The organism is Enterocloster sp. (assembly GCF_057861365.1).
Genome location: NZ_DBMACH010000007.1, coordinates 20,201 through 34,554, shown reverse-complemented (window position 1 = coordinate 34,554; position 14,354 = coordinate 20,201). Strand labels below are relative to the sequence as shown.

Here is a 14,354-nt window from a genome sequence, read left to right as displayed (position 1 = left end):
TGAAAACAGCGTGAGGATCAGGAATGATTAGTAGCATGGGAGGCTACAGGTGCTGCCATATCCAGTTCTGGAATATGGTGATTATGGAAAAAGAAAAACGATATGTTGCCTCCATCTCAGGAGGAAAGGACTCCATGGCAATGGTTTTAGGGCTTATGGAAAAGGGCTGGCCGTTAACGCACTGCGTCTATTTTGATACCGGTATGGAGTTTTCATGCATTCGGAAAAATATAGAGAAAGTCCGACTGGAATTGGAGCAGTATGGGTGCGAACTTGTTATTCTACAGCCGGAAAGGCATTTCCTGGAAGAAATGCTCCTTCGACGGATCAAGTGCCGGGATGGATCATCGCATTATGGAAGTTATTGGTGCGGTGGGCCATGCCGCTGGATGACACGCCTTAAGATCAATGCCTGCGAAAAATATGTAAAATCACTCGGAGCAACTGCGGTGGAATACATAGGGATCGCAGCAGATGAATCTGGCCGAGTAAAGGAAAAGTGCTATCCATTGGTCGAATGGGGCTGGACTGAATATCAGTGCCTTCAGTATTGTTATGCGAAGGGATATAACTGGCTGGAGGGAGGCATAGAGCTGTATTCCATTCTTGACAGGGTAAGCTGCTGGTGCTGCCGGAACAAAAATTTGCGGGAGTTGAATGCAATCTATCATAACCTGCCGCAGTATTGGGACAAGCTTAGAGCTCTTCAGAGTTATATCGAAGAGCCATATAAGCCGCCGTATACGATTTTCGATTTAGAGGAGCGGTTCGCAAAAAAGGGAAGACAGCGGGGACTCTGGGAAGTATAAGGATCTTGCGGAGCAGAGTCTTGGTATAGCAGAATGCTAAATGTGTGAAATAATACCTATGAGCGGTTGATCGAAAAGGTCAGCCGCTTTTTTTGCCTGAAAATCCCATATTGACATCTGGGAATGAAATGCTTAAAATGAAAATAGAACAAATGTTCGATTTAAAGGAGCGGATATGAAAAAAGTTATTTTTCATGTAGATGTGAATTCCGCCTTTTTATCCTGGGAGGCGTGTTACAGGATCCATCATCTGGGGGGAAAGCAGGATTTGCGACAGCTGGTGAGTGCCGTGGGAGGAGATCAGGAGAAAAGACATGGGATCATTTTGGCAAAATCTATTCCGGCAAAGAAATATCATATTCAGACCGGGGAAACGGTTGTTTCTGCAAAGGAAAAATGTCCGGACCTGGTTCTGGTGCCGCCCAATTATGATCTCTATAACCGATCTTCAAAAGCTCTGATAAAACTGTTAAGTGAGTATACGGACAAGATCGAGCAATATAGTATAGATGAGGCTTTTTTGGATATGACCGGCTGCTGCCAGGATCCGATAACGACTGCGTATGAAATAAAAAATCGTGTGCATGCAGAATTAGGGTTCACTGTAAATATTGGTGTTTCCGAAAATAAGCTTCTGGCAAAAATGGCTTCAGATTTTACGAAGCCGGATCACGTTCATACGCTCTGGAAATCAGAAATGTCAGAAAAAATGTGGCATCTTCCGGTGGGTGATCTGTTTTATGTGGGCCATGCCTCTTTATACAAGTTGAAAAAATTGGGATTTCATACGATTGGAGAACTGGCAGCTATGGATCCTGCAATTTTGCGCGCGCATATGAAGTCACAGGGAATACTTATTTGGCAATATGCAAATGGTATAGATGAATCTGCAGTGATCAGCTCACCTCCGCCGGCCAAAGGCTATGGAAATTCTCTCACCACGCCTTATGATGTTATGGATTGTGAAACTGCCAGGCAGTATCTTTTATCGTTATCGGAAACCATTTCAGCCAGGTTAAGGGCAGATGGAGTAAAGATTAGCGTTGTTTCTATCAGTCTAAAAGACTGGGATCTGCGTTTTTACGGACATCAAATTACACTATCTGTTCCAACGGATCTGACCCTGGAAATTTATGCTGCAGCCTGTCGGTGTTTATCTGAATTGTGGAATGGGATTCCGCTGCGGCATCTCGGGATCCATACCAGCCGTGTATCATCAGATCCCTTTCGCCAGATGCAATTTTTTGAAACGATCGACTATGAAAAATACCGGAAGATGGAGAAAACTGTGGATCAGATACGGAAAAGGTTTGGAATGGATAGCATAAAAAGGGCATGCTTTTTGCCATCTGCAGGATCTGTAGAAATAGACCATATGGGTGGAGGCGTCAGCCGGGAAAAGCGGACGGTTGATTATTCCCAGGAGAAAATATTATAATATAAGGGGTTGATGAACGTGACCAGATTTGCGCAAGCAACAAAATATGGAATAGATGTAGATAGCGGGATCCCTAAAGGAAACATGTACCATATCGCCTGTTCGGCATGGTTTACATCAACTGGCCAGACTATGCCAAGATATTTTAAGTTTGAGGATGATGCCGGGGAGGTTCAAACAGTAAAGGACATCCTAGTGAAATATACGGAAGAAAAGAATTATTCTGGCATACCGAGCCGTGAATATGGATGCGAAGCCGTAATTGGTGGGTTGATTCGGGAATTTAAACTGATATTTTTCCTGGAGGCTTGTAAATGGGTGATGCTGGTGTGAGGAGCAGCTTATGTGTGGAAGATATTTTATAGATGATGAAATGTGGCGGGAAATCAGGAAAATCTGCAAACAGATTGATGATGCAAAATTGAAAGTGACAGTGGGAGATGTGCGTCCTACCGATATGGCCATGGTTCTGACTGGAATGAAGAATGTGCATCTGGAGGCAATGCGGTGGGGATTTACAAGTAAGTATCAAGACTGGCTGCTTATTAATGCCAGGGCCGAGAGTATTTTATCGAAGCCTGCATTTCGGAACAGCGTGCGGAATTGCCGGTGTGTAATTCCTGCAGCTGGTTTTTATGAATGGAATAAAGAAAAAGAAAAAATCTCTTTTACCATGCCGCAGTCAGATATTCTTTACATGGCTGGTGTCTGGCAGCCAACAGAAAAAGAAAGCCAGTTTACGATCATAACAACTGTTCCTAACAGCTCTGTATCATCGGTACATGACCGGATGCCACTGGTACTGACACCAGAGGAAATACAGCCATGGATCCAGGACTGGAGCACGGCAGAAAGACTTCTGACGAAGACACCTCCGCTTTTGGAGCAGAGGCAGGAATTCGAGCAGTTGTCTATATTTGATATGCAGTAAGGGGATTTCCGAGGAGGATTCTCCGCTCACGGGCCCATTATCTTTTTTGCGCTTTTACCAACAGCATCATGGGACGGCGTAGTTCATCCTTCATGCCTGGAATATCCAGCATATCTGGGGACGGCATAGCTTCTTCCACAGCCTGTAGTGTAAAGCCATTATGTAGCAATCCCATCAAAATCTGCGTTAAAGTATGGTGTTGTTTCACAACATCGTAATCTAAAAAATTTGTGTGCCGTTCTCCGGGCGGATAATAGTTATCGACCGGCCAGAACTGTGCTGTGCCATCATCGGAATAAATCCAATCCTGATTTATTCCGGCAGTGAAAACCGGATGTTTAATTACTTCAGTATCTGATAGCTCATCATAAAAAGAATAACCATCAGGCCTAAAAATATCTTGACCAATTTCTGATATATCGTTGTTGCTGGATTTATGAGTGGGTTCCATGTTTCCTTTGCGTCCGGTATATTGTTCCTATTTTCTCCAGTTACTTTCTGGGCATAGAGACGGTTTGACGCATAAGAGAGCATTTCCTTGGCTGCTTCGGCCTCATGCTCTGATACTTCAAAGGTTCTGCCATCTGCGAAAGAGAGCATTTTCCATTTGCCTGCTTTCTTTTTCGGGGAGATCCATCCGCTGATGTCTGTGAGAAGTGGAAGATAGTAAACACCGGCGGCGTCCTGTTCATCAATGATAAAATGATAAGTGACCGTGAACGATCTGTTTCTGGAAACCGGCTGCATGAGAAAATATTCCGTGCAGAAAAGCTCTCTGATCTGCTTGCGCTGTCCCCATGAATAAAAGTATGAAAGTGTCCGCATGACTGGACCAATGACGATAAGAACGACAAACACTGCGCCTGTCAGCAGCATAAAGGCTGCGTATATCATAATCGACGAGTAATCGCTGAAAGGCGATGCCGCTTCCCGAAGCATCACTCCACAAAGCGGAATCACCAACGCAGCTTCCAGTAGGGAGATACCACGAAAAATGGCATTCTGGCAAAACAGATAATAAAAGCTGACAAAGGTAACAGCATTCTGCCCACTGTGGTAGCGAAGCGGAATCCGCATAAGCAAAAGTTCAGATAAAAGGCCGACAAGCAGTACCGCTTCCTTACATGCAAGGATATAAATTCCATACATCCATATATGGAGCCAGGTTCCGTAGGAGCCATAAAGGGCCAGTAAATCTCCAACCTTCGCATTTTCCAGAACACTATTCAGGATATTTTCCCCGAAAAACAGGTGATAACCGATGCCCAATATCAATATGATCCATGCAATATAATCAGGAATGCAAGACAGCACCCAGCGTTTGCGGCTGCCGTGCTCATGCCTCCTCTGTCGTAAGAGCCCGATTCCCCATAGAATTGGATAAAGAAATACAATAAGAAGCAGCGCAAGGTTCGTTTGTGGCTGCGTTGTCGTTATGATCAGGCTCAGGCGTTTGGCCTGTGAAGCTGTGCTCTGAAGATTCGGCACATGCGCAAAAATTGATAGCACCGACACAAAGAGTACTGCAAAGACTCCTGGTATCGCCATCAGACTGAATGTTTCTGCTTTTGACTTTCGCTTCACCAGATTATATAGATCGTTAAGATACAGACCTGCATTCAGATAAAGAAGTATCATTGTGAGCCAAAAGTCCGGTAAATAATCGGCATCCGCCGTATACAATCGAAAGAAATTCCAGAGTGTCTCTATCATTTTTCAATTTTCTCCCTATTGAAAGTTATCCTGTTTATTTTTACAGAAATCATATCATATTTTGTCGTAAAAATCCCGATTTGTATTCTTTACGCATTTTGTTAAAATGTCTTTAGTCATTGTAATAATTATCTGGATCTCCGTATTTCAGAACTGCTTCTTGCTGTTCCTCATCATCTAGGTTTCTCATAAACAGCCAGTTTTCCTCGTACATATAATGGGGGTATCTAAATCGTGTTCTTGCAAACGTATTATTTACATAGAGAGCAATATGTTCATCAGACTGCTCCACCTTTTCCTCAAATTGAAAACTATAAAGCAGCCAGTTCCATGCGAGAAACAGGAAAAGAAAAGCTGCGGCCGCGAACATCGGTATCATAACAATTCTTTTCCTCCACCCACAGAAGATTTTATTTACCCGCATTGATAAGAAAAATGTCCCTGTTATCAAAGCAATCTGCCAGAATATGCAGAAAACAAGCGCGATGGTGATTGCCCTGTCAGGTATGTAATACCAGCCGCCACCCAGCCAACTTTCGCCAGTAAAAAAGAGAACAGTAAGTACACCAATCATGCCGACTGTGAGCAGCAATATATGGATGCATTTTTTCCTTACCAAGTTTAATCTGAAGACTCCGGGACGTGAGGATGACGATGCAGATGAGACCAAGGTAACTCTGTCCAATAACAACTTCACGGAAGTAGCAAAGATCGTTCTGGAAGGCGTTGGCGGTCCGGAGAATGTGGCTTCTATTGATAACTGCATTACCAGACTCCGTCTTGAGGTCAAGGATTATACCAAGGTCAATGAAAAGCTGATCAAGTCCGCCGGTGTGGCTGGCGTGATGCGTCCAAGCAAGACCTCCGTACAGGTCATCATTGGAACCCAGGTACAGTTTGTTGCAGATGAATTCAAGAAACTCTGCAAATAAGTACGACCTCCCTGGTTTCATGCTATAGACATACGAAAGGGGCTGTTGCTCCATAGATGAGTGATTATCTATGGAACCGCAGCCCCTTTTGCTGTATGAAAGCGGAAGCTGCAGCGCTATCATCTATTGATGATTTTGCGACAGCTTTTTCTTCCTTATATTAATGAAGGAGTATTTTACCGCTTATTCCAGTGTGCCAGTTACTGATTGCGGGATGGCGAATTCCACCGCGCCCATGTAAGCGGGGGCAACATCCGTTTCATCAAAGGTGATCACAAGTTCGCCTTTTTCATTGAAATAAAAGCTTTCATCGCCTCGTAATTCTTTAAAATCCCATTCTGGCATATCGCTGTTGTAAAAATAGGTGACAGAGGAATCGGCGGCCATTTGTGCCTGCATCTGTTCCTTTATATTGTCGCTGATCGCAGTGAGCATTTCTGGCTTGTTGCGGAAAAGATCAGACAAAGAAATCATTTTGCCGGTGCGTTTATCAATGGTGAAAACTTTGGTATATTCGGTTCCACTGGCCATTACCAGAGTGGTATCAATTCGCAGGCAGAGATAGTTGGGGGTATCCGTTACCACCTGATAGGAAGAAGTGAGCGAGTAATTGCCCTCTCCCTGGGATGAGCGCAGGTCGCTTTCATACTGTGCGATTAAGGCATTGGCATATTCTTCGATGCTCTGGTTGACCTCTGCCGGTGCAGACTCTATTTCTGGGACATCCACTTTAGCTTCAAAGTGATTGGTCTGGTCTTCGTAAGTCCGGAAGGTGACGATTTTGGAGATTGGGCCAAGGATAGGGACATTTTCCATGGCATTTGCAATGGTAGGGTTTATGTTTGTGAGGATTACCAGCGCGGCCATGGCTGCCACAGCAGTTGCACCGGTGTTCCGTAAAATATAAATAATATGTGATTTCTTTTTCCGTTCGCCTGATTTTGTGGAATGTGACTGGACAGCGGTTGCTGCCTTGCCCTGTGCAATTCCAGCTAAAATACGTTCTTTGGCATGTGGAGAAACGGGGATCTGTTCATATTCCTGCTTTAATTCATCAATAGTGTGATTGCTTTCTTTCATAGTAAGAACTCCTTTCCGAATTAGTTGGTGTCAGGTGCTTCCAGGTTGATACGCAGCTTTTTTAAAGAACGGTAAAGCCTGGTTTTTACAGTACTCAGATTTTCATTTACAGCCAGTGCAATATCTTCCAGTTTCATATCTTCGCAATACCGTAGGACGACGATGGTACGGTTTTGAGGTTCCAGGCTCTCTAGGGCATTTTTTAAATCTGTTTCCTGGTAAACATCTTCCGATGCCTGTTCTGGAAGCTCTCCAGGCAGATCTTCTTTTTTTCTGCTTCTTAAAAGATCCATGGTGGTATTTACTACAATCCTGCAGATCCAGGAATAAAGTTTGGAGGGATCTTTTAAGGAGTTGCACTGGCATATCGCTTTGCAGGCGCTTTCCTGAACAATATCCAGGGCATCATCTTCATTGTAAACATAGCTGTAAGCTAACCGGTATAGCCGGTCATATTTTTCAATCAGGACCTGTTCGGTCTGTACGGTAATTGAATCCAGCGCGCTAGAATGGATCATTACATATTTTCCTTTCTTTTTGTTTTCATATATTAGACGGATAAAGAGAAGAAAAAGTTGCAAGGAAATTATAACTTAATCTATATTTTTCGCGCAATGGCTTCGTATATGTATGGGATATGCCAGGAATGGTATCCTGCAGTGAGAAATGTTCCTTGTTAATTAGCCCGGGCAATGTTATAATCAAAACAAGATTATTTCTTTCGATGATAGTGGCCTCTGGCCATGGATGAGATCTTTCATGGATCATTGAAAAGGGGTAGTCTATTTTTTTAGTCAATGCATGAGTGTGCATTGGCTTTTTTTATTTTATAGACGAACCAGGAAAGGAGAGAAACTATGTCCGAGGTTACACGGATGTATGAACTGCTCTATGAAGAGCGATGGGATGAAAAAAAGCAAAAGGAACGACGGAATGAAGCGGCATTTTTTTCACCGGAGAGTCCGATCACCAGAGAAATTCCAATCGAAGAATTGTTTGATGTTCTTGATGCCGGAGTATGGGCATATCAGACGCGGTACAATTCGGAGGCACTGGTGCATAGCTTTTTTGAACAGATCAAGCGCTGTTCTGTAGTGAAACGACGGAGAATGCTGTAAGAGGAGGGAGAAAGTGAGCAATATTGTAAAATGGGCAGCAGTCAGTGATGAGGAAACTTTCGCAAAAGTTCGAGTGGAATTTTCCTTCGGTGACGGAAGTGCTGTTCAAAAAACAGTTACGATGGCCGATTTCATCAGAGCCATGAGCACGATTGAAGCAGAGCAGGAGAGATGCCTTGAAATTGGACAGATACCAAATGGATTTTATGACGGGGTACTGATCCAGAATAAGGAACAGAGTTTTGATGTGATCATCACGGTTTCGGCACATCTGGGGGTTATTTATCTGTTTGGAGTGCCAAAGCAGGTTGTGTTTCCGGATCTGGCATTTCTGTTTAAGGTAAGAGAGGGGATGGTATCCGCCTCTTTTTGTTTTGCCTTAAAGCGGGATGAATCCGGGATGATCGGGCCGGCCAGCAGGTTATGTTATTACCCATTTGGAAATGTATATGATAATGGGAAAATATGTTGGGGAAATACGGTATTTCCGAAAATGACTTCGATCAAAGATGCGGAGAAGCTGATCCAGGCATTTTTTGATGCAGAAACCAATAATGATCTGTACCAGAACCGGATCGCGGAGCATCCGGAATTTAAAGAACAGTCCGGTCTTTTGGAAACACTTAAGGAAATGGAAGTGTTCCCGCAGAAATGGCTGAAGGAAAATGGAAATCAATTAAGCAATTTATGTGTTGCGATAAGAGGAGGAAAATAGGTTATGCAGATGAGTTTTTTTGATTTTGAGGAATTTAATGAGCTGAAGGCTGAGGCAAAGAAGAAAGAGGCACCGAGAAAGAAGAAGGAAGAAAAGCAGAAGAAAAAATCTGCGCCGAAAACGGTTTACAAGCTGCCCCTTACGTTAAAGAGTATTGCTGGTGATCTGGTGATGACGGAGGGAACGGGAAGAGAGGAAGAAGTGAAGCAGTTTCTGGCAGAGCAGGGCCCATTCTTTGCAATCTGTGATGTTTCAAAGAAAGAGGATGCATATTTGTGCCGCCCAAAGAACCATGAAGGAGTGGAAAAAGGAACCATCACGGTTGACGGAATGCAGGTGTTCTTTGGGGCAGAAGCAGTGGATGTTACGGCATTAACAGGTGAGGTGGATCTTACAAATCTGTTTGAGTATGTGTTAAAGAGCAAGGGGCTTAGCGGATTAAAGCTTACTTTGTTTAAAAACGAAAACAATGTTGTGCTCCTTCCGGCAGAATCTTCTGCAATCACCGTACCATTTGAAGATACAGAAGAGATCAGGGTGCTGAAGGCAGGAGAAGAGCTTACCATTGGAATCAGCGAAGAAGCAGAGACACTTGAAGAACAGCTCAAGGAACTTGAGGGTTATGGATCCTTATATGATCTGTACCCGTGTGGCGAAAAATACTATCTTGGCCCGAAGTATGCTGGTGTATCCAGTGCCAGTACGGTTAAAGTGACCAAGTATGCCATTGACGGAGTTAAGTTATCCCTGATGTTTACCTCATATGACTTATCTTCAGAGGATTTTGGCGGTAAAAAGTCCGTCACGGAAGAGGATCTGCTGAATTTCCTGGATGCAAAAGGACATCTGGAATACCGGCTGGCAGGTGCAGTATTTACCTGGCTCGGAAAAGATAAGAACATTCTGTATGTGGGAACAAAGGGCAGCAAAAAAGGTGCGGATGATAAGGAAACATTGGATAAAATGCAGCTTTCTATCGGAAGACAGCGGGTGATGCATCAGGGAGAAATCTATGATATTCTGAACCATCCATGCTTTTACTGCGGAAGCTCATTGGAAAGTGACCAGAAACTCTTTATTTGGAAACTTGAAAAAGTGGATATTTCTTATTGGTTAGCTATATCACGGTTTTTTTGCGAAAACTGTGACAGCGAAGTAGCTGTGCATCTTTTTTATGACCCCAAAAGAAAGAGCTTTAAGTGGTTTGTGCCCTTTCAGCAGGTATATCATGCATCCGTTGAAGCAGAACGGGAGCCTTATTTAGAGTGTTATGAAGTTTCAGGATTGGTAAAGGTTGGAGAATTTCATTCCCATGGCAGGATCCCGGCCTTTTTCTCTGCCACAGATGATGAGGATGAAACATTTCCTGGACTTTACGGCGTGGTATCCTGCGGCGATGACAGGAAAGTTTATCGTGCCGTACTAGGGGCAGATAAACAGATTTTTCTCACAGAAGAACAGATGAAAACCGTTGTGTATGATTCCGATGAGGATCGGCTGTCCTGGGTTTTGGGCTGGTTTCATCAGGTCTACAACAAGAGCATCGGAAATGGAAGCCACTATATTGTGCTGGTGGGGCAGGAAAAGACAAAGGCCATTTATGTTCCATCGTATGAAATGGCACGATTTTTTGAAGGTATTTTCCATGTATATTCCATTGGCCGCGGCCTGCGAAAAGATTACTGTCCGCAGGATCATCATTTTCTGATCTCAGCAGAGGAGCTTACCTGGAGAAAAGGAGATCCTTTGCTGTGTGGATGTGGTTATGCTGATCAGTTGGTCGCATTATTATAATCGGAGAGGTATGTTTATGATAGAAAAATTGGAGGAGTATGGCCGGTTTCTGTTTGGCTGGGCATTCCGGGCGATGCAGAGCGAAATGACAATGCAGGAATCCCTGAATGCAAAGTCAGAGAGAGCCTATCTTACAGGAACAGAAATCGCACTGTTAGAGGATAGCAGTCTTTTTATCATTGGGATTGGTATTCTGGTGCTTATGGAAGCATTTTTTGTTGTGGTAGTTATATCCTTATTGCTGCATGGTGTGATGGAGCTGATTATACGGTGCCTGGTCGAGGGGTATAGCTTTCTTACAAGGGAAAAGAGATCCCGGCAGCGTGCAGCGGCCAGGAGGATCCAGAAGCGCCAGGAAGCGCTTCTTTTACAATACGTTCTGGAGTCTGAAGAAAGGACAAAAGAGATGCCGGATGTGTTAAAACTGCCAGAATTTATGGTAAACAGGGAAAGGAGAAACAAACATGCGTATTAATCTGCATGTAATTGTGATAGGAGCTGGCTTGACCGGCTCCTTCTTTTTAAAGGAAATGATTGCGTATCTTCATATGAAACAGGAAAATTTGATCCGGACGGATATTACGGTTTTTGATCCTGGTTCAATCGGTAAAGAGGACCTTGGCGCGGTATATATCCGGGAAGATCTTGGCCAGAACAGGGCACTTTTATTATCAGAACTTTTGAAAGAACAGTATGACTATGAGGTGACGGCTGTTCCGGGAGATTTTTCTGTAGGCAGTCCGGTATTACAGATTTCCAAACGGGATTATGTTTTTATGGTTGATTGCAGCGATGGGAGCATTCCTGGAGACTACCGAACGGAATGGAAAAAACTGTCTGCGAAAAGAAAGCTGTATCTGAAATTTGCAGATGCAAAGCTGTATTTGGATGACGGAAGCGGAACGGAACCATTTTTTTCAAATACGGAAGAGAAAAGCGAAGATTTTGTCTGGAAGCATTTGGAAAGAATGTTTTTGGTGAACCTTGCCATGTCAAAGATTGTGGCCGTTTATGAAGAAGGACAGATTGAATGTGGGACATTTTGTGTGAATGAAAAAATGGCCCAAATAAGACCACAGCATCATAACGACCAGAAGTTGGATCTTCCCATGGGCCGGAAACCAACCGAAGTTTTTCATTATCAACTGGTTGTGGTAGGCACTGGTGGGACCGGTTCCTATTATCTGAAGGAATTAGGTGCAATCCTTTCATCCTTAACGAAGGAGGAACGCAACTCCTATGCATTATCCATAATCGATGGAGACCGGGTGGAGCAGAAGAACCTTGACCGGCAGAACTTCCTGAAAGAGGATGTTGGCCAGCATAAGGCAATGGTACTGGCACAAGCTCTTAGAGACCATTATGGGATCGAAGTAAGAGCATATCCAATGTACATTGACTCCGCTGAGCAGTTAAAAGTGGTCTTTAAGCAGATGACGGGAACTTATTATAGACGCACGGTCCCGATTCTGATTGGGTCAGTGGATAATCACCGGGCCAGACAGGAAATGGAAAAATGGTTCCGTCAGACGCCTACTGGTATCTGGATCGATGCGGCAAATGAATTTCACACTGGCGAGGTTGTAGCTGCAGTCAAAAAGAATGGAAAGATGTTGTCACCTTCCAGGCCGTACTATTTTCCGGAAATCATGCGAAGCCGGGAAAAGCGGGCAAGTGAATTAAGCTGTGGGGTGATCAACCAGTCTTCACCGCAGCATCGGTTTACCAATATGGCTGCGGCAATGCTGGCTTTATCAGCTACTCTCGGAATTTTAAGAAACGGGTTCCTTCCATATAAAATAGTTTATTTTGATGTGTTTAAGGGAAATGCTATTCCGGTAAATGCGGGAGCGGAAAGGGGAATATTTTTTGAAGATAGTGAATGAGGAGCGTTATCAGCAGCTCTTCGATCATCCGGAAGAACTGCGTAAGATCATTACCTATGCAAAGCGTCTGATGCAGTATGAAAAATGTTTTGATTATTCTTTTCGGGATAACTGCATGAAGATGGAACTTTTACAGGTAGCGGTACAACGCATCCTGCAGGAATATGGGATTGAAGTGGGGGAAGTTTATGATTTATCGATTGAATGGATTGAGTCAGACGATGAAGATGACTTCATCAGTGAAAATGAAGAAGTACTCTTTTGTGTAGAAACTCCATATCCTGGGATTATTGGGTTTACCGATGTGGTTTCTGCCTATGAGGATGATACAGAAACTCTGGAACTTTTTCCAGAAGAAGTAAAGGCAGAACTGAAAGAATACCTGGGGGAATGTGGAACTACGGTACTTACTTTGGACGTTGTGGAGCAGGTAATACGCTGGTATGAAGAATGCAGGGACTGGAGACTTTGTGAAATCGCATTTGAAGCATATGAGTTGTTTTGCCAGTCTTTAAGTGTTTCTTATTCGTCCGGGACAGATTTTATTCAAATTGGTGAGCATTATTACTGGCTGTACAATCCAGAAGAGAACTCAGACTGGGGAGATATGTTTCCGGTATCTCCGGTATGTGACTTATGTGGGATTGTTCTTTATGTGTTAGGAAAGGCAGGAGGAGTATGCTAAATCTGAGCGATTATAAGGAACACTTTTGTGAATACATATTGTTCCGGTACGCATGGGCGAATGAATTTGTGAAAGAACCGTTTCCAGAAAATTTATACGAATATTATGATAGTTTCGCAAAAGCTTACCGGTATCTGATCGAAAAAATAGGATATCCGGTGCTTTACTGCGGAGTGACAACATCTGCAGAGCAGATCCTGGAACCTATTCTTGCAAAATGCAGAATGAAATATGAACAGTACCATAATTTACTGAAGCTTTATGATCAGGATGAGCCGTATCTTATGCTGGTGCTGCAAGATAACCAGCAGACCGATCAAAGAGGCTTAAACGTATTTGGCAATGCGTTTAATGGAGGCGGTCTTTACATTTCCTATGGTACATATAAAGATAATGTGCCGGCCTGGAAAACATGTCTGCTTGCTGCGAAATTGGAAATGTGTTATCGGCTAAAGGAGGAGCGCGCGTGGAAGTATTAAAACAGGTGATCCGGCTCATGAAAAGGATAGAAGGTGCTTTCTGTCCGTGGAGTTATCTGGATCAGATGGACTATTTTCAACAGGGTGGTTGCAACGAAGAAGAGGCATATGCGTATGCAAATTCCAACATGGGCAGATCTGCCAGGTATTATCCACATTATCAGATGTGGGTCAGCCATTTAGTAAACCGGCTGATCAAAGCAGGTATTATAACCTGTGAGTATGAGACGGCAGAACTAAGAATGGAGGATGTACCGGTTGAAAATCTTTTATGTATTGTCAGTGATGAATGCTCTGAGGGATTGGAAGTGGCAGATGGCCAGAGGAAAAGAACGCTAGATGCCATTATGAAGGCATTAGGGTTTGAATTATTGGAATTTGCTGAATTGGAGGATTTGGATCATATATTGTCCAGGGATCAGAAGGCGGCATTTTACAGAGCATTTGATGAATTCCGATGCGATTTTTATGGAGAAGAGCGAGAGTTTGTCATTGTACTCATAAAGGGAGAAAATGCACCGCTTCTTTCTGAAACGGATATTTTCGTGGAACTGGATTATTTTGTGATTTCATTTGAAGGTTTTTTCATTATGATATATCCTTCAGAAACTGGATTTTGCGATGGATATGTGGAAATCACGTATGGGATTGGCTTCTTGTCATGGAATCTTATCCCATTATTACAGATGCTGTATGGAAAGTTAAATGGAAATGTCGAAGAATTTTTCAATCGTTCTGTCATGGAACAGGAAGCGCAGCCATTATAGTGTAACC

General features: G+C 43.4%; 17 protein-coding genes and 1 pseudogene. 13 read left to right on the top strand and 5 right to left on the bottom strand.

Going from position 1 to position 14,354, the window contains the following annotated elements:
- The first annotated feature begins 23 nt into the window (after positions 1-23).
- The 4 genes from ACZM6M_RS09150 (at position 24) to ACZM6M_RS09135 (ending at position 3,178) form a co-directional block, all read left to right on the top strand.
- Complete coding sequence (locus ACZM6M_RS09150; RefSeq protein WP_118542841.1) at positions 24-809, top strand: phosphoadenosine phosphosulfate reductase domain-containing protein; 786 nt, start codon at positions 24-26, stop codon at positions 807-809.
- Positions 810-984: 175 nt separating this feature from the next.
- The gene (locus tag ACZM6M_RS09145; protein WP_118542842.1) at positions 985-2,247 is read left to right on the top strand and encodes a Y-family DNA polymerase; all 1,263 of its coding nucleotides are present in this window, start codon (positions 985-987) and stop codon (positions 2,245-2,247) included.
- A gap of 18 nt (positions 2,248-2,265) precedes the next feature.
- Positions 2,266-2,580, top strand: a complete 315-nt coding sequence (locus tag ACZM6M_RS09140) for a hypothetical protein (RefSeq protein ID WP_243032085.1) — start codon at positions 2,266-2,268, stop codon at positions 2,578-2,580.
- A gap of 10 nt (positions 2,581-2,590) precedes the next feature.
- Entirely contained in the window at positions 2,591-3,178 is a 588-nt protein-coding gene (locus ACZM6M_RS09135; protein WP_118563161.1) for an SOS response-associated peptidase, read from the top strand.
- Between the two features lie 37 nt (positions 3,179-3,215).
- Here the strand turns inward: ACZM6M_RS09135 and ACZM6M_RS09130 are convergent, their stop codons facing one another.
- From ACZM6M_RS09130 to ACZM6M_RS09120, 3 genes are all read right to left on the bottom strand, one after another.
- A complete protein-coding gene (locus ACZM6M_RS09130; protein WP_489490204.1) occupies positions 3,216-3,353 on the bottom strand; it encodes a methyltransferase in 138 nt (45 codons plus the stop codon).
- A gap of 167 nt (positions 3,354-3,520) precedes the next feature.
- The gene (locus tag ACZM6M_RS09125) at positions 3,521-4,891 is read right to left on the bottom strand and encodes a hypothetical protein (protein WP_118542845.1); all 1,371 of its coding nucleotides are present in this window, start codon (positions 4,889-4,891) and stop codon (positions 3,521-3,523) included.
- Positions 4,892-5,003: 112 nt separating this feature from the next.
- Positions 5,004-5,270, bottom strand: a complete 267-nt coding sequence (locus ACZM6M_RS09120; protein ID WP_489490202.1) for a hypothetical protein — start codon at positions 5,268-5,270, stop codon at positions 5,004-5,006.
- Between the two features lie 226 nt (positions 5,271-5,496).
- Between ACZM6M_RS09120 and ACZM6M_RS09115 the strand changes: the two are divergent.
- Positions 5,497-5,823, top strand: a pseudogene (locus ACZM6M_RS09115) (PTS sugar transporter subunit IIB); the annotation flags it as partial.
- 183 nt (positions 5,824-6,006) lie between these two features.
- Here the strand turns inward: ACZM6M_RS09115 and rsiV are convergent.
- On the bottom strand, positions 6,007-6,903 hold the full coding sequence (rsiV, locus tag ACZM6M_RS09110) for an anti-sigma-V factor RsiV (RefSeq protein WP_118542847.1): 897 nt from the start codon (positions 6,901-6,903) through the stop codon (positions 6,007-6,009).
- Positions 6,904-6,923: 20 nt separating this feature from the next.
- Positions 6,924-7,421, bottom strand: coding sequence for an RNA polymerase sigma factor (locus ACZM6M_RS09105; RefSeq protein WP_118696812.1), 498 nt, complete (start codon positions 7,419-7,421; stop codon positions 6,924-6,926).
- A gap of 339 nt (positions 7,422-7,760) precedes the next feature.
- Here ACZM6M_RS09105 and ACZM6M_RS09100 point away from each other — a divergent pair, with 339 nt between their 5' ends.
- From ACZM6M_RS09100 to ACZM6M_RS09065, 8 genes are read left to right on the top strand one after another with little or no spacing between them, the layout of a single operon-like run.
- The gene (locus ACZM6M_RS09100) at positions 7,761-8,021 is read left to right on the top strand and encodes a hypothetical protein (protein WP_118542849.1); all 261 of its coding nucleotides are present in this window, start codon (positions 7,761-7,763) and stop codon (positions 8,019-8,021) included.
- Positions 8,022-8,034: 13 nt separating this feature from the next.
- Positions 8,035-8,736, top strand: a complete 702-nt coding sequence (locus ACZM6M_RS09095; RefSeq protein ID WP_118719065.1) for a hypothetical protein — start codon at positions 8,035-8,037, stop codon at positions 8,734-8,736.
- Positions 8,737-8,739: 3 nt separating this feature from the next.
- The gene (locus ACZM6M_RS09090) at positions 8,740-10,530 is read left to right on the top strand and encodes a Mov34/MPN/PAD-1 family protein (protein WP_489490199.1); all 1,791 of its coding nucleotides are present in this window, start codon (positions 8,740-8,742) and stop codon (positions 10,528-10,530) included.
- 16 nt (positions 10,531-10,546) lie between these two features.
- A complete protein-coding gene (locus ACZM6M_RS09085; RefSeq protein WP_118542852.1) occupies positions 10,547-11,005 on the top strand; it encodes a hypothetical protein in 459 nt (152 codons plus the stop codon).
- Positions 10,995-12,416, top strand: coding sequence for a ThiF family adenylyltransferase (locus ACZM6M_RS09080; protein ID WP_118542853.1), 1,422 nt, complete (start codon positions 10,995-10,997; stop codon positions 12,414-12,416). The genes ACZM6M_RS09085 and ACZM6M_RS09080 overlap by 11 nt, the downstream gene beginning before the upstream one ends.
- The gene (locus ACZM6M_RS09075; protein WP_118542854.1) at positions 12,400-13,101 is read left to right on the top strand and encodes a hypothetical protein; all 702 of its coding nucleotides are present in this window, start codon (positions 12,400-12,402) and stop codon (positions 13,099-13,101) included. The genes ACZM6M_RS09080 and ACZM6M_RS09075 overlap by 17 nt, the downstream gene beginning before the upstream one ends.
- Positions 13,095-13,580 carry a hypothetical protein gene (locus ACZM6M_RS09070; protein WP_118542855.1) on the top strand — a complete coding sequence of 162 codons (486 nt, stop codon included), beginning with the start codon at positions 13,095-13,097 and terminating at the stop codon, positions 13,578-13,580. The genes ACZM6M_RS09075 and ACZM6M_RS09070 overlap by 7 nt, the downstream gene beginning before the upstream one ends.
- The gene (locus tag ACZM6M_RS09065) at positions 13,568-14,347 is read left to right on the top strand and encodes a hypothetical protein (protein ID WP_118741123.1); all 780 of its coding nucleotides are present in this window, start codon (positions 13,568-13,570) and stop codon (positions 14,345-14,347) included. Before ACZM6M_RS09070 ends, ACZM6M_RS09065 begins: the two co-directional genes overlap by 13 nt.
- Positions 14,348-14,354: the final 7 nt, after the last annotated feature.